Below are 23,345 nucleotides of genomic sequence, written 5' to 3'. Positions count from 1 at the left end.
GGTTTGGGCTCTTATATCCTTCGGCGGCTGCTGCTGATCGTCCCCACGCTCTTCGGGATCATGGTGGTGAACTTCGTGCTGACGCAGTTCGTCCCCGGCGGGCCGATCGAGCAGGTGATCGCCCGTATGGAAGGCTCCGGCAACGTGTTCGAGGGCTTTTCGGGTGGCGGATCGACCGGGGCGGCGGAGATGGACGCAGGCTCCGGCAGCTCCGACTACGCGGGCGCGCGCGGGCTGCCGGCCGATTTCATCGCCGAGCTGGAAAAGGAGTTCGGCTTCGACAAGCCGCCGCTGCAACGCTTCTTTTCGATGATGTGGAACTACATCCGCCTCGATTTCGGCGAGAGCTACTTTCGCTCCATCGGCGTGCTGGAGCTGGTCTGGGAAAAGCTGCCGGTGTCGATCACGCTGGGGCTGTGGTCCACGGTGATCGCCTATCTGGTGTCGATCCCGCTGGGCATCAACAAGGCGGTGCGCGACGGCTCCAGCTTCGACACCTGGACCTCGGCGCTGATCATCGTCGCCTACGCGATCCCGGGCTTTCTCTTCGCGATCCTGCTGCTGGTGCTGTTCGCGGGCGGCTCCTACTGGCAGATCTTCCCGCTGCGGGGGCTGACCTCCGACAATTTCGACCAGTTGTCGCTGCTGGGCAAGGCCGGCGACTACCTGTGGCACATCGCGCTGCCGGTCATGGCCTCCACCATCTCTGCCTTCGCCACGCTGACCCTGCTGACCAAGAACTCGTTTCTGGACGAGATCAAGAAGCAGTATGTCGTCACCGCCCGCGCCAAGGGGCTGAAGGAAAGCCGCGTGCTCTACGGCCATGTCTTCCGCAACGCCATGCTGATCGTCATCGCCGGGTTCCCGTCGGTGTTCATCGGCGTGTTCTTCGGCGGCAGCCTCATCATCGAGACGATCTTCTCGCTCGACGGTCTGGGCCGGCTGGGGTTCGAGGCCGCGGTCGCCCGCGACTACCCGGTGATCTTCGGCACGCTGTTCTTTTTCGGCCTGATCGGTCTGGTGGTGGGGATCCTGTCGGACCTGATGTATGTCTTCGTCGATCCGCGCATCGACTTCGAGACGCGGGAGGGCTGAGATGAGCCGCCCCGACCCCGCCTCGCGCGCCCACGGCCCGACGGATCCGGGACTGGAAAGCCCCGCACCCCTGCCCTCTCCCGGCCATGACGCGCCGCCCCCCGTGGCGCCGGCGCGCCGCCGCCGCTATCTCAGCCCGCTGAATGAGAGGCGCTGGCGCAACTTCCGCCGCAACGGCCGCGCCTTCTGGTCGCTGATCCTGTTCTGCGTGATCTTCGGCCTCAGCCTGTTTGCGGAGTTCATCGCCAACGACAAACCCATCGCGCTGAGCTACCGGGGCGAGATCTACATGCCCGTATTCAACTTCTACCCGGAGACCGCCTTCGGCGGCGATTTCCGGACCGAGGCGATCTATACCGACGTCGAGGTGCAGTGCCTGATCCGCACCGGCGGGCTGGAGGAGTGCTTCGACACGCCCCGGGACCTGATCGAGAGCGGCGCCGTGGCGGACGGCGCCAGCGCCGGCTGGCTTCTCTGGCCGCCGATCCCCTACAGCTACGACACGATCAACGACATCGGCGGCGCGGCCCCCTCCGCGCCGGACGCCGACCACCTGCTGGGCACCGACGACACCGCCCGCGACGTGGCGGCGCGGGTCATCTACGGCTTCCGCCTGTCGATCCTGTTCACCCTTATCGTGACCGTGCTGACCTCTGTCATCGGTATCCTCGCCGGGGCGGTGCAGGGCTATTTCGGCGGCTGGACCGACCTGATCTTTCAGCGGGTGATCGAGATCTGGGTCTCGACCCCGTCGCTCTACGTCATCATCATCCTGTTCGCGATCCTGGGGCGGGGGTTCTGGCTGCTGGTGTTCGTCACCGTCCTCTTCGGCTGGCCGGCGCTGGTGGGCGTGGTGCGCGCGGAATTCCTGCGCGCGCGCAACTTCGAATACGTCCGCGCCGCCCGCGCGCTGGGGGTGTCCAACAGCACGATCATGTTCCGCCACATGCTGCCCAACGCCATGGTCGCCACCGTCACCATGTTGCCGTTCATCATCACCGGCACGATCTCGACGCTGGCCTCGCTCGATTTCCTGGGGTTCGGGCTTCCGTCCAGCGCCCCGTCGCTGGGCGAACTCACGCTCCAGGCCAAGCAGAACCTCCAGGCGCCCTGGCTGGCCTTCACATCCTTCGTCACCTTCGCGGTGATGCTGTCTTTGCTGGTGTTCATCTTCGAAGGCATCCGCGACGCCTTCGACCCGCGAAAGACCTTCCAGTGAGCGACACCCCACCCGTCCTGGAGGTCCGTGACCTCAACGTGCACTTCCGCCAGGACGGGGCGGAAACCCGCGCCGTCCGCGGCGTCTCCTTCACCGTGGCGCGCGGGGAAACCGTGGCGCTGGTGGGCGAATCCGGCTCCGGCAAATCGGTCACGGCGCTGTCGACCGTGGATCTGCTCCCCGGCTCCGCGCGGATCACCGGCTCGGCCCGCTACGCCGGGCAGGAGATGGTCGGGGCCGACGAGCGTCTGCTGCGGAAGGTGCGCGGAAACGACATCAGCTTCATCTTTCAGGAGCCGATGACCTCTCTCAACCCGCTGCACACGCTGGAAAAGCAGCTGGCCGAAAGCCTGGCGCTGCACCAGGGCCTGACCGGCGACAAGGCCCGCGCGCGGATCCTGGAGCTGCTGACCCAGGTCGGTATCAACGATCCCGAAAGCCGGCTGGGCGCCTATCCGCACCAGCTTTCGGGCGGGCAGCGCCAGCGGGTGATGATCGCCATGGCCCTGGCCAACGGGCCGGAGCTGCTGATCGCGGACGAACCCACCACCGCGCTCGACGTCACGATCCAGGCCCAGATCCTGGAACTCCTGCGCGAGTTGAAGGTGGCGCAGGGCCTGTCGATGCTGTTCATCACCCACGACCTGACCATCGTGCGGCAGATCGCCGACCGGGTCTGCGTGATGAAGGACGGCGAGATCGTCGAGACCGGCCCCACGGCGGAGATCTTCGACGCGCCGGGCCATCCCTATACGCAGATGCTCCTGGCCGCCGAATCCACCGGCACGCCCGCGCCCGTGCCCGCCGATGCCAAGCCGATCGCCGGGACCGAGGATCTGAGGATCTGGTTCCCGATCCAGCGGGGTCTCATGCGCCGCACGGTCGGCCACGTGAAGGCGGTGAACGCCGCGACGCTCAGCGTGCGCGAGGGTGAGACGGTGGGCATCGTCGGCGAGAGCGGCTCCGGCAAGACCACCCTGGCGCTGGCGATCATGCGGCTGATCTCCTCCGAGGGGCCGATCGTGTTCCTGGGCCGCGACATCCAGGGGCTGAAGGGTCGCGCCATGCGTCCGCTGCGCGCCGACATGCAGATCGTGTTCCAGGATCCGTTCGGATCGCTCTCGCCCCGCATGACGGTCGAGGAGATCATCGCCGAGGGGCTGGGCATCCACGGCACCCGCGAGGGGCGCGACAAGCGGCAGATGGTGGCCGACATCATGGCCGAAGTGGGGCTCGACCCCGCCACGATGCATCGCTATCCGCACGAGTTCTCCGGCGGACAGCGTCAGCGCATCGCCATCGCGCGCGCCATGATCCTGCGCCCCCGCCTGGTGGTGCTGGATGAGCCGACCTCGGCGCTGGACATGACCGTGCAGGTGCAGATCGTGACGCTGCTGCGCGACTTGCAGCAGAAATACCGCCTTGCCTATCTGTTCATCAGCCACGACCTCAAGGTGGTGCGCGCCCTGAGCCACAAGGTGATGGTGATGCAGAAAGGCGATGTGGTCGAGGCCGGGCCCGTCGATGAGATCTTCGACCGGCCCCGCACCGCCTATACGCGCGAACTCATGGCCGCGGCCTTCGGCGCGGCGGCAGGTTCCGCCGCCTGAGGCACGGACCCGCACGCGCCCTCGCGCGTTTTACGGTCAACGCTCCGCTCAGGCTCCGCATGTCCCGCACCATCTGCCTCATCTGCAATGCCGGGTCCGGCCGGAACAGGCGCGGCCAGGACGCCGTCGCGCGCGCCATGGCGGTGCTGGGCGACGGCGCGCACCGGATCGAATGGACCTCCGGCCAGCCAATCGAAACCGCCATCGACCGCGCGCTGGCCCATCGCCCGGAGTTCATCGTGGCGGCGGGCGGCGACGGAACGGTGATGGCCGTCGCCGGCGCGCTTCTGGGGCGCGAGGTCCCGATGGGCGTCCTGCCGATGGGCACGTTCAATTTCTTCGCCCGCGGACTTGGCCTCAGCGAGGTGCCGGAAGAGGCCGCCAGACAGCTTCTCGATGCCCGGCCGCACCCGATCCGCGTCGGCACGGTCAACGGCCGGGCGTTTCTGAACAACGCCTCCATCGGCATCTACCCGGCGATCCTGAAGGAGCGGGAGACGGTCTATTCCCGCTGGGGGCGGTTCCGCCTGGCGGCGCATTGGTCGGTGCTCAAGGTGTTCCTGCGGTTCCGCAAGCCGATGAAGCTGACCATCGAGACGGATGCGGGGACCGAGACCCGGCGCACGCCGCTGGTCTTCGCGGCGCGCTCCGCCTACCAGCTCCGCAGTTTCGGGCTCGACGGGGCGGAGGCGATAGACCGGGACCGCTTCGCCGTGCTGATCGCGCGCGCCTCCGGGCGCCGGGCACTGCTGGCGATGACGCTGCGGCTGGCGCTGCGCGCGCCCAAGCGCGGCCGGGACTACGACCTCATCGCCACGCGGTCGCTGGTCGTGACCACGCGGCGGGCCCGGACCCTTGTCGCCTTCGACGGCGAAAAGGCCCGCCTGCCGGGTCCTTACCGCTTTCGCATGTCCGACGATCTGCTGACCATCCTCCTTCCGGACAGACAGGAGCCGGCGCCGTGATCCGCATCCTCCACCTGTCGGACCTGCATTTCGGCCGCGACCGGCCAGAGCTGGAAACCCCGCTGGTCGAGACGGTCAACGGCCTGGCCCCGGACCTTGTGGCGATCTCGGGCGACTTCACCCAGCGGGCGCGGGTGGCGCAGTTCGCCCGCGCCCGCGCCTTTCTGGACCGGCTGGCGCCGCCCACCCTGTCGGTGCCCGGCAACCACGACACCCCCCTGGACAATCTGCTGCTGCGTTTCGTGGTGCCGTTCCGGCGCTACCGCCGTGCCATCGACCCGGTGCTGGAGCCAGAGCTGGAAACCCCGGACATGCATGTGGTCGGCGTGAACACGGTGAACCGGTTCTCCTGGCAGCGGGGGCGGATGTCGCCGCGCACCATCCGCCGGCTCTCGGCGGCCTTCGCGCGGGGCGACGCCCGGCTCCGGATCGCCGTCCTGCACCATCCCCTGGAACACGGGCCGGAGGTGGAAAAACGGCTGATGCGCGGCGCGCGCCATGCCCTTGCCGCGCTGCGCGGGGCGGGCGCCGACGTGGTGCTGTCGGGCCATCTGCACAATACGGTCACGCGGCCTTTCGCGATCTCGCCGGGCTGTCTCTTCGTTCAGGCGGGCACCGGCCTTTCGACCCGCCTGAGGGGAGAGGACAACACGTTCAACCTGCTGAGCTGCACCCCCGGCCGCATCGAGGTCGAGACGTTCTCGGCCGGCACGGATGCCACGTTCCAGCGGGACCGCGCGCTGTCCTTCTCCCGGTCCGCCGTGTCCGGCTGGACCGCGGACTGACCCGCCCCCCCCCGTTACCACCCCCGTGTGCCGCGATGCCGCGTGGCGGACCGCCCGTCGGCATCCGCAAAAGGCAGCAAGAAAGGCAGCGCGCGTCGGTCCAGGACGCCCGGACCGACCGCTCTGCCCCCTCAGCCGGGTCCGAGGGGCGTGCAGGCCATGTCCCGCGCCTGGAGCCGCCGGCAGGCAAGCTGGGCGCGGTCCTCGGTCATGCCTACGAAATTCGCCTCCCATCCCCGGTTGCCCTGGACCACCTTGCGCAGCGCTTCGTCCAGGGTCCCGATCTCCGTCAGGGCGGTCTGGAGAAGCACCTGCTCGGCCTGGTAGCGGGAGTTGAAGCTGCCGATGTTGATCCCCCAGTGCCGCCCGCCGGAACTCGACATCCGGGTGACGACCTGCAGCCCGTCGCTGGGCCGCGCGGGCGGGACCAGCGCCGTGGCCGGCGCCGGCAGCGCGGTCAGCGGGATCGCCCCGTTGGAGGCCACGACCACGGGGGCCGGTGCCGGCGCCGCCGTCGCGGGCCGCGGCGTCGGGCGCAGGGACCGCGCGACGACGGCCACCGCGGCGCCGGATGCCCTGCCAAGGTCCGGCGCCGCGGGCTTGGCCACCGCGACGTAGGACGGCGCGCGCGCGAAGCCCATGTCCAGCAGCTCCGCCACCCGCGCGTTGCGTGTCGCGGTGGACCGGCCGCCGAAGACCGTGGCGATGACCCGCTCGCCGCCCCGCTCGGCCGAGGCGACCAGGTTGAACCCCGCCGCGCGTGTGTAGCCCGTCTTGATGCCGTCGGCGCCGCGATAGGCGGCCAGAAGGCGGCGGTTGGTGTTGTTCACCGTCTTGATCCCGGCGTCGGTGCTCTGGCGAGAGAAGAGGTTGTAGTATTCGGGAAAGTCGTAGAGCAGCCGCCGGCCCAGGTTGGTCATGTCCCGCGCGGTGGACAGGTGCCCCTCTTGGGTCAGGCCGTGGGCGTTGCGGAACGTCGTCCGGGTCATGCCCAGCGCCTGCGCCGTCTCGGTCATCCGGCGCGCGAACGCGGACTCCGACCCGGAAAGCGCCTCGCCGATGGCGGTCGCGGCGTCATTGGCCGATTTCACCGCCGCCGCGCGCACCAGGTAGCGAAAGGCGATCTTCTGCCCCTCGCGCAGGCCCAGCTTCGACGGCGGCTCGGACGCCGCGAACCGCGAGATCTGCACCTGCGTGTCGAGCGAAATCTCGCCCCGCCGAATGGCGTCGAACGCGATGTAGAGCGTCATCATCTTGGTCAGGGACGCCGGATGAAGCCGGGCGTCGGCGTTGCGCGCGTGCAGCACCTCTCCCGAGCGCGCGTCGATGACCATGGCCGCGTAGGGGGCCGCCGTCGCCGCCGCAGCGGAGAAGGTCAGGGCCACGCAGACGAAGATTGCCCGAATATCGGGAAACGACCGTAGAAATGCCACGGAACCACTGCCTTTTCTGCCTCTTGCGGCCCACTCTTCAATGGTCGGTCCGCATGAACAATTCCCTAACACAACCAGCGTCGTCCGGGAACCGCTTCATTTTTCGAACATTTGTCCGATGCCGCGTCAACCATAGATGTAGGCGTCGGGCCGCGCATCTCCGCTAGATACCGGATCGCGCCACAAAATTACCTTATTTCAGCGACGCGGCCAGATCGGGCAGTTCACGCAGATCCGCGATTCGATGGAACCGCGGCTGGGACACGGGCGGGTCGGCATGTTCCAGCGCCCAGGCCGCGTCATGGGGCACGAACACGCCGTGTCCCCCCGCCGCGATCATCGGCAGCACGTCGGATTTCATCGAATTGCCGGCCATCAACGCGGCCGCCGCCCCGTCGCCGTGGCGCGCGAAGATCCGCGCGTAGGTCGCCGCGTCCTTGTCGGATACGATCTCCACCGCGTCGAACCACTCCCCCAGACCCGATTGGGCCAGCTTGCGCTCCTGGTCCAGCAGGTCGCCCTTGGTCACCAGCACCAGCCGGTAGCGCCCGTGCAGCGCCGCCACCGTCTCGGCCGCATGGGGCAGGATCTCGACCGGATGGGCCAGCATCTCCTGGCCCGCGTCGAGGATGCCGCGGATCACCTCCCCCGGCACGCGCTCGTCGGTCACGTCCAGCGCGGTTTCCACCATCGACAGCATGAACCCCTTGATGCCGAACCCGTAGCGGCCGATGTTGCGCCGCTCTGCCGCCAGCAGCCGCGCGGCCAGGTCGCCGGGCGGCGCGTGGTCGGCCAGAAGCGCCGCGAACCGCGCCTCGGTCAGCTTGTAGAACCGTTCGTTATGCCACAGCGTGTCGTCCGCATCGAAGCCGATCGTGGTGAGCCGTGTCATCGCACCCTCTTTTCCCGCACGCAGGTCTGGTTATATGACAGCTTCGGACTTCACGAGTAACCGCGGCGGGCCAGACGTGACCACAGATCTGAAGAGCATGGCGACGAAACCCGGCGACGGCGATGCCGATGTCGTGCTCGAAACCAAGCCCAAGACCAAGCGGCCGCCGCTCTACAAGGTGATGCTGCTCAACGACGACTATACGCCGATGGAATTCGTCGTCCACGTGCTGGAGCGGTTCTTCGGGCTGAACCACGCCCAGGCGTTCGAGATCATGCTGACCGTGCACAAGAAGGGGCTGGCCGTGGTCGGCGTGTTCTCGTTCGAGGTGGCGGAGACGAAGGTGACTCAGGTGATGGATTTCGCCCGCCGCCATCAGCATCCGCTGCAATGCACCATGGAAAAGGAATAGGCGGCTGCTGGGCGCGCGCCTTCCGCTGGCGCTGCGGGACGGGTTGCTGACGGGGCCGGTCCTGCTGATCGACCCGCCGGCGGACACCGACCTGACCGAACTGCCGGGCCCGGTGGCGATCTTTCACGACCATCAGCCCGATCACGACATGCTGGCGCGCCGGCACCCGATGCGGGACGCCATCGCCGGTCCCGCGGGCGGCGTGGTGCTGTCCCTGCCCCGGTCCCGCGCCGCCCAGCGCGACCGGATCGCGCAGGCCGCGGCGCTGGGCGTGCCGGTGCTGGTGGACGGGCAGAAGACCGACGGTATCGACACGGCGCTAAGGGCCGCCCGCGCCGTGGGGCGGGTCGGGGCGGTGATCTCCAAGGCTCACGGCAAACTCTTCGTGATCGAGGGCGGCGATTTCTCCGGCTGGAAAGCCGCGCCCGGCCGGGTGGACGGCTTCGCCGTGCCGACGGGGGGGTTCTCGACCGACGGGATCGACCCCGGCTCCGCCGCGCTGATCGCCGCACTGCCGCCGCTCAAGGGCCATGCGATCGACCTGGGCGCGGGCTGGGGCGCGCTGTCCCGCGCCGTTCTCTCCCATGCGGCCGTGACCCGGCTGGACCTGGTCGAATCGCATCGCCCGTCGCTCGACTGCGCGCGCGCCAACCTGGCCGATCCCCGCGCGGCGTTCCACTGGGCCGACGCGACCGCCTGGCGCCCCGCTGCCCGCGCCGATCATGTCGTCGCCAACCCGCCGTTCCACCGGGGCCGTGCGGGCGATCCCGGCCTTGGGCGTGCCTTCCTCGACACGGCGGCGGCCAGCCTGACGCCGCGCGGCACGCTGTGGCTGGTCGCCAACCGCCACCTGCCCTACGAAAGGCATCTGTCCGGCCTCTTCGCAGAGATCGAGGAGCTGTCGGGCAGCCCGGCCTACAAACTGTTCCGCGCCGCGCGCCCGCGCCGGCCCCGCTGAGGATCCGCCATGTCGCTTTCCATCGCCGGCAAGACCGCCATCGTCACCGGGGCGGCCAATGGCGTCGGTCTCGCCGTTGCGCGCCATTTCATCGACAAGGGCGCCAACGTCATGATGACCGACCTCGACGAGGCGCGCCTTCAGGACGAGATCGGAGAGATGGACGACGACGGCGGCACCGCGCGCTACTACGCGGGCGATCTGCGCGAAAAGCTGACCATGGCGAACCTGCTCTCGGCCACCGTGGATGCGTTCGACCGCATCGACATCCTGGTGAACGCCTCCCGCCAGATGGAGGTCTGCGACCCGCTCGACCCCGACGACACCACCATCGACACGCTGATGGACCAGAACCTGATGACGGCGCTCAGGCTCAGCCAGCATGTGGCGCGGCGGATGATCAAGCAGCGCGAGGGCGACGACGGCGACGGGCCTCTCGGCTCGATCATCAATCTCTCGTCGATCGCGGCGCGGCGCACGCAGCCCGATCTGATGGCCTATTCCGTCTCGACCGCCGCGCTGGACCAGGCGACGCGCAACCTGGCCGTGGCGCTCGCCCCGCGCCGGATCCGGGTCAACGCCATCGCCTTCGGGTCGGTCATGTCGGCGTCGCTCAAGGGCGCGATCAAGGAACAGTCGGACCTGCGCGAGGAGATCATAGAGGCGACGCCCCTCCAGCGCATCGCCTCGCCCTCCGAGGTGGCGGAGGCGGTGCAGTTCCTGGCCTCCGACGGGGCCGGTTTCGTCACCGGTGAGATCCTGACCGTGGATGGCGGCCGCTCGCTGCTCGACACGGTGGAATCCTCCGCGCATTAGGCGCGTCGGCGGCGGTCCCCCGCCAGGCGCGTCGTGGGCGGGCCCGCGCCAGGCGCGTCGTGGGCGGGCCCCCGCCAGGATCGTCAGGGGCGGGTCCGCGCCAGCTCGTCGGGGGCGGTCCCCGCCGCCGGGCGGAACCGGACGTCCAGACCCGCCGAATCCGCCCCGTCAGCCCTGCGGATAGCGCGCCCGGCAGGCCGCCGCGCCCCGGGACGCGCGGTCCGACAGTTCCGCCCGCTTGGCCCTGAGCCCGTCCAGACGCGCCTGCACCTCTGCCAGGTTGACCGCCTGGGGCACCACGCGGGTCCGGGTTTCGGGGGCGCTGCAATAGCGGACACCGGTGGACAGCCCGTCGTTGCCGCGGCTGAGGCCGGTGCACAGGGTCAGGCGCGGGCGCAGCTCGGTCCGCCGGTCCAGCGCATAGCCGCGGGCCAGCGTCGCCTCCTCCTCGGCGATCAGCCCGTCCACCACCCGCAGGTCGCGGGTCTGCTGGGCGACGCAGGCCTCTCGCGGGGTGGCGCAGGCGGCAAGGAGGGTCAGCGCGGACAGGGCAAGAAGCGACTTCATCCCATGACGGTAGAACGCCGCACGGCGCCGCGCAATCCACGCTTTTCGCCCCATCACCGACCTGTTACGACCGTCGCCATGACAGACGAAAGCCCCGCCGGAAGCCCTGGGATGGCCGCCGAAAAGTCCCGCGCCAGCGCCTGGTTCCGGGAGTTGCGCGACCGTATCGTGACTGCCTTCGAGGCGCTGGAGGACAGCCACACCGCCGGTCCGTTCGCCGACATGGCCCCCGGCCGCTTCGCGCTGTCCCGGACGCGGCGCGCGTCGGACGACGGCAGCGACGCGGGCGGCGGGCTGATGAGCGTCATGCGCGGCGGCCGCGTGTTCGAAAAGGTCGGCGTCAACGTGTCGGAGGTCCACGGCACCCTTGGCGAACGGGCGCAGGCCGCCATGGCCGCGCGCAAGGGTCTGCCCGGCATGGCCGAGGATCCGCGCTTCTGGGCCGCCGGAATCAGCCTGGTGGCGCATATGCAGAACCCGCATGTCCCCGCGGTGCACATGAACACCCGCATGTTCTGGACGCCGCACGCCTGGTGGTTCGGCGGCGGAGAGGACCTGAACCCCTGCCTCGACCATCCAGAGGACACCGCCCATTTCCACGACACGCTCCGCGCCCATCTCGACCCCCACGGGACCGACATCTACCCATGGCTCAAGACCTGGGCGGACGAGTATTTCTTCATCCCCCACCGGGGCCGCGCGCGCGGCGTCGGCGGCATCTTCATGGACGACCGCTGCACCGGCGACTGGGAGGCCGATTTCGCCCTGACCCGCGACATCGGCCAGGCCTTCCTGCCGGCCTGGCTTCCGCTGGCCGAGCGGCGGCGCGCCACGCCGTTCACGGCTGCCGACCGCGACGCGCAGCTTGTCCATCGCGGGCTCTACGCCGAATACAACCTGGTCTACGACCGGGGCACCAGGTTCGGGCTGGAAACCGGCCACGACGCCGATGCCGTCCTGATGAGCCTGCCGCCCCTGGCAAAGTGGACCTGACGCGACAGCGCGGGTCCCGCCTGCCGCCACCTTGACCCCGAGTTGAGCGTTTGGGCCTATCGAACGTCACGGAGAGTCCCGCCCGGACCGACCTCGAAACCGGCGGCGGCGGATGTGGATACGGTCATGCGGGCGGGTCTGCGCGCTGGTTTCGAAAGCGGGCGGAACCTCGACGACCTTCCCGGCGGCGACGCCAGGGCAGACGCGAACCCCGGCCGACGGCGGCTCCGACGGCAGCGACGGATGCTGCTGCGGCGCCGGGCATGAGGTCTTTCCCGTCGGCACAGCCTCCGCGGGCACGGAGACGCTCACGCACGGGTTCGACAACTCCGGCGGCACCGTTTCGGGCGCCGATGCAGAGGCCACGACCGCGGCGCCGCGGGTCAAGCGCCGGTCTGACCGGCACCGCCCCTGCGCGCCGCTCCGGGACGCCGCGGCGGGCCATGTCCGCCGTGGACAGCGCGCGCCCGGGCCTTAGGTCGCGGGCGATGAGCACGGACCCCTATCTCGGCGACAAGGTTTTCGTCTACGGAACCCTGCGTCGCGGCTTCATCAACAACGAGGCGACGCTCGCCTTCCGCAACGGCGCCACGTTCCTGTGCGAAGGCACACTGCCCGGCACGCTCTACTCCGTCGGCTGGTATCCCGCCCTGGTCGAAGGCGCGCCCGGCAAGGCGCACGGAGAGGTCTGGGAACTCTCCACCCCGGGGCTGATGGACGTCCTCGACGACTACGAGGGGCTGTTCGACGACGGCCCCCCCGAATACAAGCGAGAGCGTCGCCGGATCAGCACCCGCTCCGGCCCGGTGGAGGCCTGGGCCTACATCTACCTCCACGACGTCGATCCGCGTCAGATCATCCGGTCGGGCGACTGGGCGGAAACCTTCAACGCGCCCCAGGACGGCTGATCCGCCGCCTCCCGGCCGATCCGCGAAGCGGATCGTCAGGGCGCCCGGCCCTCCGCCCGAACGGCGCCGGGGCGCCGGCCCCGGGCCGCACGCGCCGGAGCCGTCGCGGACCGCTGCGGCGCACGCGGCCCGGGCGGGAACCGTCTGCGAAGGGCGTGTCCGCGGGTCTGCGGACCGGGCCTGGCTTCACGCATGATCGGCCGGGATCGGGCCGAAGCGGCCCGCCTCAGCTGCGCAGCGTCTCCAGCATCAGGGCCACGTTGTCGGGATCCGCATCGGGCGTGATCCCGTGTCCCAGGTTGAACACATGCGGTCCGCCCCCGAACGCCTGCCGGATGCGCAGCACCTCGTCGACCAGCGCCTGCCCGCCGGTGACCATATGCGACGGGTCCAGATTGCCCTGCACGCAGCCGTCCACCTGCACCCGCCTCGCGGCCCATTCCGCGTCCACGCCCTGATCCAGCGCCACGCAATCCGCGCCGGTCGCCCGCGCGAATCCCGCATAGGCGTCTTTCGCGCCGCGCGGAAAGGCGATCACCGGAACGCCGGGATGCCGCGCCTTCAGCTCGGCGATGATGCGCCTGGCCGGCTCCAGGGCGTAGCGGCGGAAATCCTCGGCCCCCAGCGATCCGGCCCAGCTGTCGAAAAGCTTCACCACCTCCGCCCCGGCGTCGATCTGGGCGGACAGATACTCCACCGTCGCCGCCGTGATCCGCTCCAGAAGCGCCTCGAACGTCGCCCGGTCGCCGTCCTTGAGCGCGTGGGCGGGGGCCTGGTCCGGGGTGCCGCGTCCGGCGATCATGTAGGTCGCCACCGTCCAGGGCGCCCCGGCAAAGCCGATCAGCGCCACGTCCCGGGGCAGCTCCCGCGACAGGATCCGCAGCGTCTCATAGACCGGCGACAGCACCTCATGCACGTCCCCGGCCGGTTTCAGCGCCGCCACCCCGGCGGCCGTGTCCACCGGCCCCAGGCGCGGCCCCTCTCCGGTCACGAACCACAGGTCCGCGCCCAGGGCCTGGGGCACCAGAAGGATATCGGCGAACAGGATCGCCGCGTCGAAGCCGAAGCGCCGGATCGGCTGCAGCGTCACCTCCGCCGCCAGATCCGGCGTGTAGCACAGCGACAGGAAATCCCCCGCCTGCGCCCGCGTCGCCTTGTATTCCGGCAGGTAGCGTCCCGCCTGGCGCATCATCCACGCGGGCGGCACCTCCAGCACCTCGCCGGCCAGCGCGCGCAACAGTGTCTTTCCGGCCATCCTGCCCTCCCCTGGCGTCGCCGTTTGGTCGGGTCGCCCGGCGCCGGTGTCAAGCGTTTCCGACAGCCGGGGCGCTTCCGACAGCCGGGCGCTTCCGACCGCGGGGCGTTTATGGTTTGCCCATGGCCGCGCCCGCCGCTACCCATGGCCCATGCAGATGCCCACGCCCCTGTCCCCGCTCAAGATCGGCACCCGCGGCTCCCCCCTGGCGCTCGCCCAGGCGAACGAGACCCGCGACCGGCTGGCCACCGCCTTCGACCTGCCGTTCGAGTCCTTCTCCATCGTGGTCATCAAGACCACCGGCGACAGGATCATCGACCGGCCCCTCAAGGAGATCGGCGGCAAGGGCCTCTTCACCCGCGAGATCGAGGACGCGCTGCTGTCCGGCGCCATCGACATCGCCGTTCACTCGATGAAGGACATGCCGGTGGACCAGCCCGGCGGCCTGGTGCTCGACACCTACCTGCCGCGTGAGGATCCCCGCGACGCCTTCATCTCCCTGACCGGCGGCGCGCTGGCGGATCTGCCGCAGGGCGCGCAGGTCGGCACGTCCTCGCTCCGCCGCAAGTCCCAGCTTCTGCACCGCCGCCCGGACCTGACCATCGTCGAGTTCCGCGGCAATGTGCAGACCCGGCTCGCCAAGCTGGCCGATGGGGTCGCCGCCGCCACCTTCCTGGCCATGGCCGGCCTCAACCGGCTGGGCGCGGACGACGTGCCCCGCGCGCCGATCCCGGAGGGGCAGATGCTTCCCGCCGTGGCCCAGGGCGCCATCGGCATAGAGCGGCGCGGCGACGACACGGCCACCGCAGAGATGCTGTCGGCCATCCACGACGCCGACACCGGCACGCGCCTGGCCGCCGAACGCGCATATCTCGCGGCGCTCGACGGCTCGTGCGAGACCCCCATCGCCGGGCTGGCCGAACTCACCGGAACCACGCTCCGCCTCCGCGGAGAGATCCTGCGCACCGACGGCTCGGAATGCCTGGCCGATGAGGTCACCGGCCCGGCATCCGACGGCGCCGACCTGGGCCGCGCCCTGGCCCGCGGCCTTCTGTCCCGGGCCGGAGAGGGGTTCTTCGACTGGAAGGCGGCATGACCCGCGCCGCCCGACGCGGACCGCCCGTCCGCGCCGCGCTAAGGCGGACGGACCGGACGGGCGGCGGCCGTCAGGGGCCCTCGGCGCAGGCGCTGGGCCCTTCGGCGGAGGGGCCGTCGGCGGTACGCCCCCGGTTGTAGGGCGCCGAGCCCTCGCGCCACTTGGCGTCGTTGTCGGGATACTCTCTCCGGCAGGGACCAGGCGGCCGCCCCCGAAGAACGCGATGGTCGGGTCGTCGCCGGTCAGCTTGTTGGCCAGATCCACGAAGGAGCGGCCGAACCCGATCGGCTCCAGCGACGACAGCGGATATGGGCCGCACTGGCCAGCCCGGCGGCAAGCGCCGCGGCCGCGGTCCTCGTGGCAGAACGGGTCGTCATGGAACGCCAGCACGATGACCGGTGCCAGGGCCGCACCGATGCCCCGGTCGCCGCCGTGGCGATTCCGGCCAGCAGAGAGCCGAGGATACCGACGACCGGCAACAGCGTCGGCACGGCCCCTTTTATCGGCATCAGGCAGAACTGGCCGCGCGGCGACATGTCCCGTGGCTGGACGGACGGACCCATGTCGGGGCGAAACGCCGCCAGTACGGCCACCCAGCCCGCGTCGAGCGGCACCGGCATGACGCCGGGGATCATCGCTTACGCAAAAAGCTCTCCGACCGACAGCGTGGAACAGGCGCCAAGGGGTTCAGCACGATCCACGGCGGGATCAGGGCCCCCCGGCAGCCCGAGGCCGCGATCACCCCGTTCGTCAGGGTCGGCGAATAGCCGCGTTGCAGCATCGGGCGCAGCGCCATGACGCCCGTGACGGTGATCGACGCGCCGATGATGCCGATCGTGGCCGCCAGCAGGATAGAGATGGACACCACCGCCAGCGCCAGCCCGCCGCGCACGTTCGACATGAGCATCCTGAGGCTTTCGAACATCTCGTCGGTGACGCCCGAATTGCTCAGGACCTGCGCCATGAGCACGAAAAACGGGATCGCGGTCCGGGCGTCGTCGTCCAGCACATCGCCGAAGGTCCGGTTGAGGACGATGCCAAGGACCGTCGGCTTGCCGGCCATGAACGCGCCCGGCACCGCCGTTTCGCCCGGCACCAAGGCCAGCGGATGGACCGTCATCGGCCCCGGCACCGGCAGGCCGAACATCACCGGCGCGATGGATCCGCCGCCCGGGCCGGCATCGGCGTCCTGCTGGCGGTCCAGGGCGATCTTCGGCACGTCGGCGACGCCCCGGATCAGCAGCAGCACCGCCGCCAGGCAGAGCGCGGCCCTCGGCGGATAGACCGGCAACGCCAGCGCGCCCCAGGTCGTCGCGCGCCGGGCCCATGAGGTGGCGGCGAAGTCGCAGGACCGGGTCATGAACACCCAGGCGAACGGAGCGAAGAGGATCCGGCATCCCGGCAACGCGACGATCCGGGTCAGGCCCGGAGAGACCCGCCCGATCGGCAGGTCGACCGGACATGGGACTGGTGGCGCAGGGCTTCACCGCCCAGCAGGATGACACAGAACCCCCGGAGGTGCCGCAACAGGCCGAACGCCCATCTCTTCGGCGCGTCGAAGGTCCAGCGCATCACGACGCCGCAGACGATGACGCCCGCCAGGACGGCGACGATCCGACCGACCATCCGGTTGATCGCATGGGTGGTGCGGAGGATCACGCGGCGCCCCCCCCTGAACCGGAGGCTGTGGCGGTCGCCCCCCCCTGTCAGGCGGACACGACATGGCTCTGCAAGCGGGGCAACCGGATGGGACCGGATGCCCCGGATCGTCACGGCGCGGAGTATCGCGCGCGGTGATCGCGCCCCCCTGCCCGGCCGGCGACGGCCCCGCAGTCCGCGCCGGACTCCGACAGGACTCTTACATTTCTCTTACAGGAATCCGACAGCCGTCAGCCGGCCGGTTTCAGCCCCAATAGGGCCTTGTCGAGCACCGCGTCGAGCCGGGCGATCCACTGGGCAATGGCGGTCTCGGCGTGGCGGCCGTCGATCTCGATGACGATCACATCGCGCGAATTGGCGACCCGGAGCGAGAACGACTCGCCATAGACGGACTGGCTGACCACATCGGTGCTGGCATCCGCCCCGGCCCGGAAGCGGGCGAAGAACGGGTTCGACACATCGGCCGCAAACCCTTGATCTTCCGCGAATTCCGGTGAGCGCACGGCCAGCATCGTCTCTGCCTTGCGCTGGCTGGAACCGGCGTCGCCCAGCTCGGACGAGGTCATGAAATCAGACAGATCGCTCAGTTCCGCCCGGAGCCGGTCCGACACCCGCGCCACCGATCCCACCGACGCAACCCAGGTGTCGAAATTGTCGAGCTGGGTGTAATCCTCCATCAGGTAGTAGCGCAACGCGTTGGTAACAGGGAACAATGCGGCGCGGTCGGTGCCCTCCATGTCCAGGATCACCAGCTTGGCGATCCGCCTCTGCGCCTGGCTCATCAGCAGCAGGTTGGTCACCAGGAACGCCGCGGCCATCGGCTCAGCAGCCGCGCCCAGATGCTCTGCGTTGCGCACGGAAAGCACCAGCTTTCCCAGCTCTGTCAATGGCCTGCCGCGGGCGAAGCGGTCGAACTTGGCGCTCTCCTCGGGGATGAAAAAGGGGATTTCGTCATATTTCGGATTTCTCATCACATGGTCCTTTCGGGTTCCCGGCGGATCCAGGTCTCTTGGCGTGCTGCGAGGGCGTGCGGCATACATCCTGCCGCGGGACACCGACGTGTCGTCCACCCCCCGCGCCCAGGTGCGCCGACGCCGGCCGTCATGCTCGCTGGCGATGACCGGCCAGCGGCGCCGGGACCGGAGTCGTCGTAAAGGGTCAGGCTGCAAGGGATATTGATCCCGTCCCGCCGCGTGCAATCGCCCAGCGCGTTGCCGGAGAGGACCCGCAACCAGCCGTATTTCTCGTTGCGGTGCGGGCTGTTGGTCAGGGCCACATGGTGACGGTCGTCCGGGATCTTGCGGTCGTGTTGCGACTTCAGCCGGGACCCGGCCAGCGGGAAAACCGGAACGAGCCCCACCGCTTTCGGAACAGCCTCGGCGGTCCGCTCGATCAGACCGGCCCTGGCCACCCGCGGCCAGCCGAACACCGCCACCCGGGCGGTGAGGACGGCCGGGATCGACGCCGCAACGGTCCGGATCTGGGATCGTGGCACCGGAACTCAGGGCCTGAGGAAGCCGTTGCGGCCGTTTCGGCGCGGGTCGGATTTGTAGGAGCCGAGGAACTTGGAGTAGGAGATATGCGGCTCCATGTCCCGCATGGCGGCGATGAGGTTCTCGGCCTCGCCGCTGCAACCGATGTCGAGGTAGAAGGTCGGAAGCTCTGTCCGCTCCGAGATCATGTAGGTCTCCAGCTTGGTGATATTCACGGCGTGGCTGCCGAACACCGCCAGCGCCTGCACCAGGCTGCCGGGCTTGTGACCCACCTGGATGATCATCGAGGACATGTCATGGCCCGGATCGGTGACCGCGTCCTTTCCGACGATCACGAAGCGAGTGATGTTATCCTCGCGGTTCGAGATGTTCTTGTGCAGGATCGTGGCCCCGTAATGCTCGGCCGCGAACGGAGAGCCGATCGCCGCAAGGTGCCGGTCGCCGGAGGCCACGACCTCCTTGACCGCGCTGGCGGTGTCCGAGCGGGTCCGGCGCTGCGCGTCGGGAAAGCGCTCCTTGAGGAACCGCGACGATTGCAGGAACCCCTGGGGGTGGGAAAAGATCGAGTGGATCTCGGCCTCCACGGCCGGGCCGCAGGTCACCAGGCAGTGCGACACGTCGAGCAGCAGTTCGCCCACCACGAACAGTTCCATGGAGACCACCAGGCGATGGACGTCGGGGATCCGGCCGGACTCGGAGTTCTCCAGCGGCAGCACGGCCTCGGTCACCTCCTCGCGCTCGCAGGCGGCGACAAGATCCTCGAAGCTGGGGTAGCTCACATGGTCGCTGTCGGGCCGCAGCAGGGTCGCGGCGTTGTGCGAGTAGCTGCCCGGCTGGCCGAGATAGCCGATCCTAGTCATCGTCGTTGCTCCCGTTGAGTATCTCCGAGATGCGCGCGGCGTCGGCGAGCGATGGCTCGACCCGCCCGGCCCGCGCCCCGGCAAAGGCGTTTCTGAGGTCCATCAGTTCGACGATCAGCTCGTCGAGCGCCGAGGACACGGCCTCGGCGTTCTGGTCGAAGATCTGCGCCCACATGCGCGTGTTGAGGCTGGCGAAGCGGCTGATCTCACGGGTCGAGCGGGAGGCGAAGGCGCCAAGCTCGCCCTCATCCATGCGCGCCAACAGACCGGCATAGCCATAGGCCAGAAGGTGCGGCAGATGGGAGGTCCGCGCCAGCAGCGTGTCATGCGCCGTCGCATCGATCCGCACGACCGTGCAGCCGAGGCTGGCAAGGAACCGCTCCACCCGTTCGACGTCGGCTTCGTCGTTGCCGTCATGGGGGGTCAGCACGACCTTGGCGGCGGTCAGCGCGTCCGGTTCGGCACGGAACGGACCGGGCCGGTTGCCGCCCGCCAATGGGTGCGCGCCGATGAAACGGGGCGCGTCGGACAGGTCGGCGACGATGCGCCCCTTGGTCGAGGCGAAATCGACGACCAGCCCCTTGCCCGCCTCCAGCACCTGTCGCGCCACGGGCACGACCGTATCGGGCGGACAGGCCAGGAACACCATGTCGCAGCGGTCGAGTTCGGACGCGCAATGCTGCCATCTGAGATTGGGAAGCCGTGCGCCCACGGCCTCGCGGTAGGAACCCTTGGGCTCGACCGCCTCGATCGTGACGCCGGGCGCGCGCCGGGCGACGAGTGCCGCGAAAGCCGCGCCGATCAGGCCAGTGCCGACGATGCCGATGCGCTTGGGCGCGTCCATGGGGTCCCCTCGAAATCCGGTCTCCGTCTTACAGGGGTGGGGCGCGAACACAATGGCCCTATGCCCGCCGGTCCCGGTCCACCCAGAGCAGCCCCAGCCCGCCCGACGCCACCATCGCGGCCCCCATCCAGGAGACCGCCGCGTAGCCTCCCAGCGCGGTGCCCAGCGCGAATACGGCCGCACTGAGCATCTGCGCGCTGAGCGTGCAGAGCGCGATGAGCGATCCGCCCGCGCCTGGCCGCGCGTCCAGCAGATCCTGGAGATACTGGAGCGGCACGGTCAGGATCGCCGACGCACCCATGGCCGCGACCAGAGGCAGCGCCCAGACCGCCGGCGTGGCGCCCAGCACCGGAAAGACGGCCAGGAAGACGGCATGGATCAGCGCGCCGGCCGCGATGATCCGCACCTTGCCGAAACGGCGCAGGGGGGCGGCGAGCGCCAGCATGAACGGAATTTCCAGCCCCGCGACCGCACCGGCGAAAAGCGCGACATCGCCGGTGTCGCGACCCGGAATGGACGTCAGGACCAGCCCGGTAAGGATCAGGTAGAGCTGGATGCCGGAGAGTGTCGCACCCAGAAGCGCCGTCCTGACCAGGATCGCGCCTGCCGCGAGTTCCGACAGGGCGGCGCCGACCGACAGGCCAGACGCGGCGTCCGACCACCGCGTCCGGCCGTCCTGCGGCCAGAACGCCACGAAAACCGTGAAGGTCAGCGCCGAGGCGGCGGCGCAGGCCAGATAGACCGAGATCAACGGCAGCCCCTGTCCGAAGGCCCAGGACCAGAGCGGCAGCACCGTCACCCAGGGCACCGCGAAGAGCGCGCGGATGGTCACAAGGATCGCGGCGCGGTCCTCCTCCGGCTGGGTCGAGGCGGCGAGCCGCGCCAGGGTGAAGAGCTGCGCGAAGAGCGTCGCGCTGACGGGAAAGATCAGGGTGTGGGCAAGGACATAGGCCCATGTGGCTCCGGTGGTCCATACCAGCAGCGGTCCCACGATCCCGGCCAGCGCCGCCAGCCGTGCCGCGTTCCGCCGCCGCCCGGTGCGGTCGGTCAGCACGCCCACGCCGATCGCGCAGAGCAGGCTCAACGCCGAGCCGGCGGCATAGATCGCCGAGAACGCCGCGTCCGGCAGGCCGAACCACGTCACCGCCATCAGCGACTGGTAGGGCGCGATGGAGGCCGCGAAGGAGCCGAACGCCAATATCGCCACGGCGATCAGCGCCAGCGCCGGATCGCGCAGGATGAGGGCGAGCGCACGCATGGCCGGCTCCTTTCGGAGCGCCATGTCGCATCGGCACGTGCCGCGCGCAACAGATCCCCGCGCGGGCCCGCTTGCGGTCGGATCGTTGGCAAAGCCACCATGCGGCCGGTGCGCTGGCGACATCATCGGCGGACCGTCGGCAAGGGCCCATTACCCCTCCCCGAAGGGCGATGTGGCGTAGGACAGCATCGCCGGACGGGTCGAGCTGCCGCAGCAGCTGCGCGCGGGGAACGGGACATCGGGCACCGCCTCGCGCGGGCGCCGCATCCGATCCCGCATCCGCCATCGCGGGGCGGACGATACTGCAAGGGACCGACGCGGAAACAGGCCTGCCGTACGCGGTTAAGCGTGATCGCCGCCCGGTGCGCGAGGCCGTCGCCTCCTGCGCCGCGCAGACGCGCAGGACCGACAAGGCCGGTCCGGCGCGCATCCCGCATGACCGCGCCATCCTGTCGAGTTGCGCCGCCGTGCAGTGTGTCGATCCGACGCCAGGCCGCCGCCCGCCCGCGGTCGGCGGTTCCTCCGGCACCCCCCTGAAATTGGCGAACTCCGTCGACCGTGTTCCACGGTCGGCGGCGGCGCGGCGGCAGGCGCAGATGCGCGCGTACCCAGCGGATCACGGCGCGGACAGCCTTGCCTGGTCGGTCGGGACCGCCGGAGCGGTCCAGCAAGACCACGCCTTTCAAGGTCCGGGTCGGGACCGGAATCTGTCCATCAGGGGGCGGAAAACCCGGTCGACGGACTTGCCCACCGGATGGCGTGCATCGTGCAATCCAGTCAGCCTGACATCCCCCCGCGCCCGGGCAGGACCTTGCCCGGGTTCATCAGTCCCCCGGGATCGAGCGCCGCCTTGATCCGGCCCATCACGTCCAGCGCCACCGGATCCTTGCGCCGGGCCATGGCGCCGCGCTTGCCCAGCCCGATCCCGTGCTCGGCCGAAAACGACCCGCCCAGGTCGGCGGTGATGTCCTCGACGATCTCCAGAACCCGCTCGTGCCCCGCGACCCCTTCGGAGGGCCAGATCGCCAGATGCACATTGCCGTCGCCCAGGTGACTGACGACGAGGTGGCGCACGTCGGGATCGTCCGCCTCCAGCGCGGCATAGGCGCGGTCCAGGAACGTCTCGACCCGGTCCAGCGGAACGGAGATGTCGGTCAACATGGACGGGCCGCCGGCGACGGTCAGCTCACCGGCGATCTCGCGCAGGGCCCAGATCGCGCGCCGCTGCGCCTCTGACCGCGCCACGGTCGCGTCGAGCGCGGCGCCGGCCTCGATCATCTGGCCCAGCACCTCCTCCAGATAGGCCTGCACGGGCACCGCACCGTCCGGTCCGGGTGTCGCGTCGCGCGGCGCGGTGGCGCCGACCTCGACCATCACCGCATGGTCATGGAGGCGTTTGAACGGCTGGCGCATCTGCGGCATGTGGGCCGCGAGCGCCCCGAAATAGCTGCCGGGCATGTATTCGAACGCCTCCACCGCGCCGCCCGTCGCCTCCTGCAGGCGGTTCAGCAGCACCAGCGCCTCACCGACCGAAGGCACGGCGACCATGGCCGTCGCGTAGGCAAGCGGCTTGGGAAACAGCTTCAGGACCGCGGCCGTGATGATCCCCAGCGTGCCCTCCGCTCCGATGAACAGGTCGCGCAGATCGTAGCCGGAGTTGTCCTTGGCCAGTTCCGCCATGGTGTCGAGCACCCGCCCGTCCGGCAGGACGACCTCCAGCCCCAGGCAGAGGCCCCGCGTACTGCCGTAGCGCAGGACGTTCGATCCGCCCGCATTGGTGCCCAGTACGCCGCCCACCCGCGCCGATCCCTTCGCCCCGAAGGTCAGCGGAAAAACCAGATCCCGCGCCTCCGCCGCCGCATGAAGCTGTGCCAGCACCACGCCGGCCTCGACGACCGCGATGCGCGCGGCGGGCCGAATGTCGCGGATGGCGGTCAGGCGCTCGACCGACAGGGCGACGGCGCCGGGCGCATGGGTGCCGCCCATCAGCCCGGTGTTGCCGGCGACCGGGACCAGCGGCACCCCGGCATCGACGGCGGCGCGGACCACGGCGGACACTTCGGCGGTGGAGCCGGGCCGCACGGCGCAAAGCGGCTCACCGCAATATTTTCCGGTCCAGTCGCGGCGGAACGGGGCGGCATCGTCTCCGGTCAGGACATGCGCGGGGCCGACGATGCCGGCAAGAGTGTCGAGCAGGGTCATGGGGCAACCTCCCGCCCGCATTGTT

23 protein-coding genes are annotated in these 23,345 nt (G+C 69.8%); 11 read left to right on the top strand and 12 right to left on the bottom strand.

The annotated features are described in order from the left end of the window. The first annotated feature begins 3 nt into the window (after window positions 1-3). From KW83_RS10810 to KW83_RS10790, 5 genes are read left to right on the top strand one after another with little or no spacing between them, the layout of a single operon-like run. Window positions 4-1,095 (top strand): microcin C ABC transporter permease YejB, encoded by a 1,092-nt coding sequence (locus tag KW83_RS10810; protein WP_036178348.1) that lies wholly within the window; start codon window positions 4-6, stop codon window positions 1,093-1,095. A 1-nt stretch (window position 1,096) separates the two neighbouring features. Then, window positions 1,097-2,314 (top strand): ABC transporter permease, encoded by a 1,218-nt coding sequence (locus tag KW83_RS10805; protein ID WP_036178346.1) that lies wholly within the window; start codon window positions 1,097-1,099, stop codon window positions 2,312-2,314. Next, window positions 2,311-3,924: an ABC transporter ATP-binding protein gene (locus tag KW83_RS10800; protein WP_036178345.1), complete on the top strand. Its 1,614-nt coding sequence runs from the start codon at window positions 2,311-2,313 to the stop codon at window positions 3,922-3,924. The genes KW83_RS10805 and KW83_RS10800 overlap by 4 nt, the downstream gene beginning before the upstream one ends. Window positions 3,925-3,983: 59 nt before the next feature. Next, window positions 3,984-4,889, top strand: coding sequence for a diacylglycerol/lipid kinase family protein (locus KW83_RS10795; protein WP_036178343.1), 906 nt, complete (start codon window positions 3,984-3,986; stop codon window positions 4,887-4,889). Continuing rightward, window positions 4,886-5,674 carry a metallophosphoesterase family protein gene (locus tag KW83_RS10790; protein ID WP_036178341.1) on the top strand — a complete coding sequence of 263 codons (789 nt, stop codon included), beginning with the start codon at window positions 4,886-4,888 and terminating at the stop codon, window positions 5,672-5,674. Before KW83_RS10795 ends, KW83_RS10790 begins: the two co-directional genes overlap by 4 nt. Window positions 5,675-5,805: 131 nt before the next feature. On the opposite strand, the gene KW83_RS10785 is transcribed toward KW83_RS10790, so the two are convergent. Both KW83_RS10785 and KW83_RS10780 read right to left on the bottom strand, forming a co-directional pair. Further along, window positions 5,806-7,008, bottom strand: coding sequence for a D-alanyl-D-alanine carboxypeptidase family protein (locus KW83_RS10785; protein ID WP_152563570.1), 1,203 nt, complete (start codon window positions 7,006-7,008; stop codon window positions 5,806-5,808). A gap of 292 nt (window positions 7,009-7,300) precedes the next feature. After that, window positions 7,301-7,999 carry an HAD family hydrolase gene (locus KW83_RS10780; protein ID WP_036178339.1) on the bottom strand — a complete coding sequence of 233 codons (699 nt, stop codon included), beginning with the start codon at window positions 7,997-7,999 and terminating at the stop codon, window positions 7,301-7,303. A gap of 97 nt (window positions 8,000-8,096) precedes the next feature. Here KW83_RS10780 and clpS point away from each other — a divergent pair, with 97 nt between their 5' ends. From clpS to KW83_RS10765, 3 genes are read left to right on the top strand one after another with little or no spacing between them, the layout of a single operon-like run. After that, window positions 8,097-8,411, top strand: coding sequence for an ATP-dependent Clp protease adapter ClpS (clpS, locus tag KW83_RS10775; protein WP_036178336.1), 315 nt, complete (start codon window positions 8,097-8,099; stop codon window positions 8,409-8,411). 43 nt (window positions 8,412-8,454) lie between these two features. Then, a complete protein-coding gene (locus KW83_RS10770; protein WP_235191407.1) occupies window positions 8,455-9,369 on the top strand; it encodes a class I SAM-dependent methyltransferase in 915 nt (304 codons plus the stop codon). Window positions 9,370-9,378: 9 nt separating this feature from the next. Continuing rightward, a complete protein-coding gene (locus KW83_RS10765; RefSeq protein WP_036178334.1) occupies window positions 9,379-10,185 on the top strand; it encodes an SDR family NAD(P)-dependent oxidoreductase in 807 nt (268 codons plus the stop codon). Window positions 10,186-10,353: 168 nt separating this feature from the next. On the opposite strand, the gene KW83_RS10760 is transcribed toward KW83_RS10765, so the two are convergent. After that, complete coding sequence (locus tag KW83_RS10760; RefSeq protein ID WP_161785487.1) at window positions 10,354-10,806, bottom strand: hypothetical protein; 453 nt, start codon at window positions 10,804-10,806, stop codon at window positions 10,354-10,356. Between the two features lie 57 nt (window positions 10,807-10,863). Here KW83_RS10760 and hemF point away from each other — a divergent pair, with 57 nt between their 5' ends. Then, the gene (gene hemF, locus KW83_RS10755; RefSeq protein ID WP_036178332.1) at window positions 10,864-11,745 is read left to right on the top strand and encodes an oxygen-dependent coproporphyrinogen oxidase; all 882 of its coding nucleotides are present in this window, start codon (window positions 10,864-10,866) and stop codon (window positions 11,743-11,745) included. Between the two features lie 488 nt (window positions 11,746-12,233). Then, window positions 12,234-12,653 carry a gamma-glutamylcyclotransferase family protein gene (locus KW83_RS10745; protein WP_036178639.1) on the top strand — a complete coding sequence of 140 codons (420 nt, stop codon included), beginning with the start codon at window positions 12,234-12,236 and terminating at the stop codon, window positions 12,651-12,653. 226 nt (window positions 12,654-12,879) lie between these two features. Here the strand turns inward: KW83_RS10745 and hemE are convergent, their stop codons facing one another. Continuing rightward, complete coding sequence (hemE, locus tag KW83_RS10740; protein ID WP_036178326.1) at window positions 12,880-13,908, bottom strand: uroporphyrinogen decarboxylase; 1,029 nt, start codon at window positions 13,906-13,908, stop codon at window positions 12,880-12,882. 151 nt (window positions 13,909-14,059) lie between these two features. Here hemE and hemC point away from each other — a divergent pair, with 151 nt between their 5' ends. Continuing rightward, the gene (gene hemC / locus KW83_RS10735; protein ID WP_036178324.1) at window positions 14,060-15,004 is read left to right on the top strand and encodes a hydroxymethylbilane synthase; all 945 of its coding nucleotides are present in this window, start codon (window positions 14,060-14,062) and stop codon (window positions 15,002-15,004) included. Window positions 15,005-15,246: 242 nt separating this feature from the next. Here hemC and KW83_RS21475 read toward each other — a convergent pair whose 3' ends face one another. The 8 genes from KW83_RS21475 to KW83_RS10695 form a co-directional block, all read right to left on the bottom strand. Beyond that, window positions 15,247-15,639, bottom strand: coding sequence for a hypothetical protein (locus tag KW83_RS21475; RefSeq protein WP_051928441.1), 393 nt, complete (start codon window positions 15,637-15,639; stop codon window positions 15,247-15,249). Then, window positions 15,636-16,409 carry a TRAP transporter large permease subunit gene (locus KW83_RS21470; protein ID WP_051928440.1) on the bottom strand — a complete coding sequence of 258 codons (774 nt, stop codon included), beginning with the start codon at window positions 16,407-16,409 and terminating at the stop codon, window positions 15,636-15,638. Before KW83_RS21470 ends, KW83_RS21475 begins: the two co-directional genes overlap by 4 nt. 14 nt (window positions 16,410-16,423) lie before the next feature. After that, entirely contained in the window at window positions 16,424-16,663 is a 240-nt protein-coding gene (locus tag KW83_RS19190) for a hypothetical protein (protein WP_051928439.1), read from the bottom strand. Between the two features lie 230 nt (window positions 16,664-16,893). After that, window positions 16,894-17,634: a hypothetical protein gene (locus KW83_RS10720; RefSeq protein WP_036178322.1), complete on the bottom strand. Its 741-nt coding sequence runs from the start codon at window positions 17,632-17,634 to the stop codon at window positions 16,894-16,896. A 530-nt stretch (window positions 17,635-18,164) separates the two neighbouring features. Continuing rightward, window positions 18,165-19,016 (bottom strand): prephenate dehydratase, encoded by an 852-nt coding sequence (locus KW83_RS10710; protein ID WP_036178318.1) that lies wholly within the window; start codon window positions 19,014-19,016, stop codon window positions 18,165-18,167. Then, window positions 19,009-19,860 carry a prephenate dehydrogenase gene (locus KW83_RS10705; RefSeq protein ID WP_036178317.1) on the bottom strand — a complete coding sequence of 284 codons (852 nt, stop codon included), beginning with the start codon at window positions 19,858-19,860 and terminating at the stop codon, window positions 19,009-19,011. Before KW83_RS10705 ends, KW83_RS10710 begins: the two co-directional genes overlap by 8 nt. A gap of 58 nt (window positions 19,861-19,918) precedes the next feature. Continuing rightward, entirely contained in the window at window positions 19,919-21,118 is a 1,200-nt protein-coding gene (locus KW83_RS19185) for an MFS transporter (protein ID WP_051928438.1), read from the bottom strand. A 777-nt stretch (window positions 21,119-21,895) separates the two neighbouring features. Then, entirely contained in the window at window positions 21,896-23,320 is a 1,425-nt protein-coding gene (locus tag KW83_RS10695) for an FAD-binding oxidoreductase (protein ID WP_036178315.1), read from the bottom strand. Window positions 23,321-23,345: the final 25 nt, after the last annotated feature.

The sequence above is a fragment of the Palleronia rufa genome (genome assembly GCF_000743715.1).
Lineage (GTDB): Bacteria > Pseudomonadota > Alphaproteobacteria > Rhodobacterales > Rhodobacteraceae > Palleronia > Palleronia rufa.
Note: the sequence above shows the minus strand (reverse complement) of the source record. Positions and strands in the feature narration are given on the sequence as shown.

Excerpts from the sequence above, each read along its gene's own strand:
- hemE (WP_036178326.1), bottom strand. The coding sequence starts at position 13,908 with ATGGCCGGAAAGACACTGTTGCGCGCGCTGGCCGGCGAGGTGCTGGAG.
- KW83_RS19185 (WP_051928438.1), bottom strand. The coding sequence starts at position 21,118 with ATGCGTGCGCTCGCCCTCATCCTGCGCGATCCGGCGCTGGCGCTGATC.
- KW83_RS10780 (WP_036178339.1), bottom strand. The coding sequence starts at position 7,999 with ATGACACGGCTCACCACGATCGGCTTCGATGCGGACGACACGCTGTGG.
- KW83_RS10720 (WP_036178322.1), bottom strand. The coding sequence starts at position 17,634 with ATGAGAAATCCGAAATATGACGAAATCCCCTTTTTCATCCCCGAGGAG.
- hemC (WP_036178324.1), top strand. The coding sequence starts at position 14,060 with ATGCAGATGCCCACGCCCCTGTCCCCGCTCAAGATCGGCACCCGCGGC.
- KW83_RS10760 (WP_161785487.1), bottom strand. The coding sequence starts at position 10,806 with ATGGGGCGAAAAGCGTGGATTGCGCGGCGCCGTGCGGCGTTCTACCGT.
- KW83_RS10805 (WP_036178346.1), top strand. The coding sequence starts at position 1,097 with ATGAGCCGCCCCGACCCCGCCTCGCGCGCCCACGGCCCGACGGATCCG.
- KW83_RS10695 (WP_036178315.1), bottom strand. The coding sequence starts at position 23,320 with ATGACCCTGCTCGACACTCTTGCCGGCATCGTCGGCCCCGCGCATGTC.
- hemF (WP_036178332.1), top strand. The coding sequence starts at position 10,864 with ATGGCCGCCGAAAAGTCCCGCGCCAGCGCCTGGTTCCGGGAGTTGCGC.
- KW83_RS10785 (WP_152563570.1), bottom strand. The coding sequence starts at position 7,008 with ATGGTCATCGACGCGCGCTCGGGAGAGGTGCTGCACGCGCGCAACGCC.
- KW83_RS21475 (WP_051928441.1), bottom strand. The coding sequence starts at position 15,639 with ATGATCCCCGGCGTCATGCCGGTGCCGCTCGACGCGGGCTGGGTGGCC.
- KW83_RS10795 (WP_036178343.1), top strand. The coding sequence starts at position 3,984 with ATGTCCCGCACCATCTGCCTCATCTGCAATGCCGGGTCCGGCCGGAAC.
- KW83_RS10710 (WP_036178318.1), bottom strand. The coding sequence starts at position 19,016 with ATGACTAGGATCGGCTATCTCGGCCAGCCGGGCAGCTACTCGCACAAC.
- KW83_RS10765 (WP_036178334.1), top strand. The coding sequence starts at position 9,379 with ATGTCGCTTTCCATCGCCGGCAAGACCGCCATCGTCACCGGGGCGGCC.
- KW83_RS10745 (WP_036178639.1), top strand. The coding sequence starts at position 12,234 with ATGAGCACGGACCCCTATCTCGGCGACAAGGTTTTCGTCTACGGAACC.
- clpS (WP_036178336.1), top strand. The coding sequence starts at position 8,097 with ATGGCGACGAAACCCGGCGACGGCGATGCCGATGTCGTGCTCGAAACC.
- KW83_RS10705 (WP_036178317.1), bottom strand. The coding sequence starts at position 19,860 with ATGGACGCGCCCAAGCGCATCGGCATCGTCGGCACTGGCCTGATCGGC.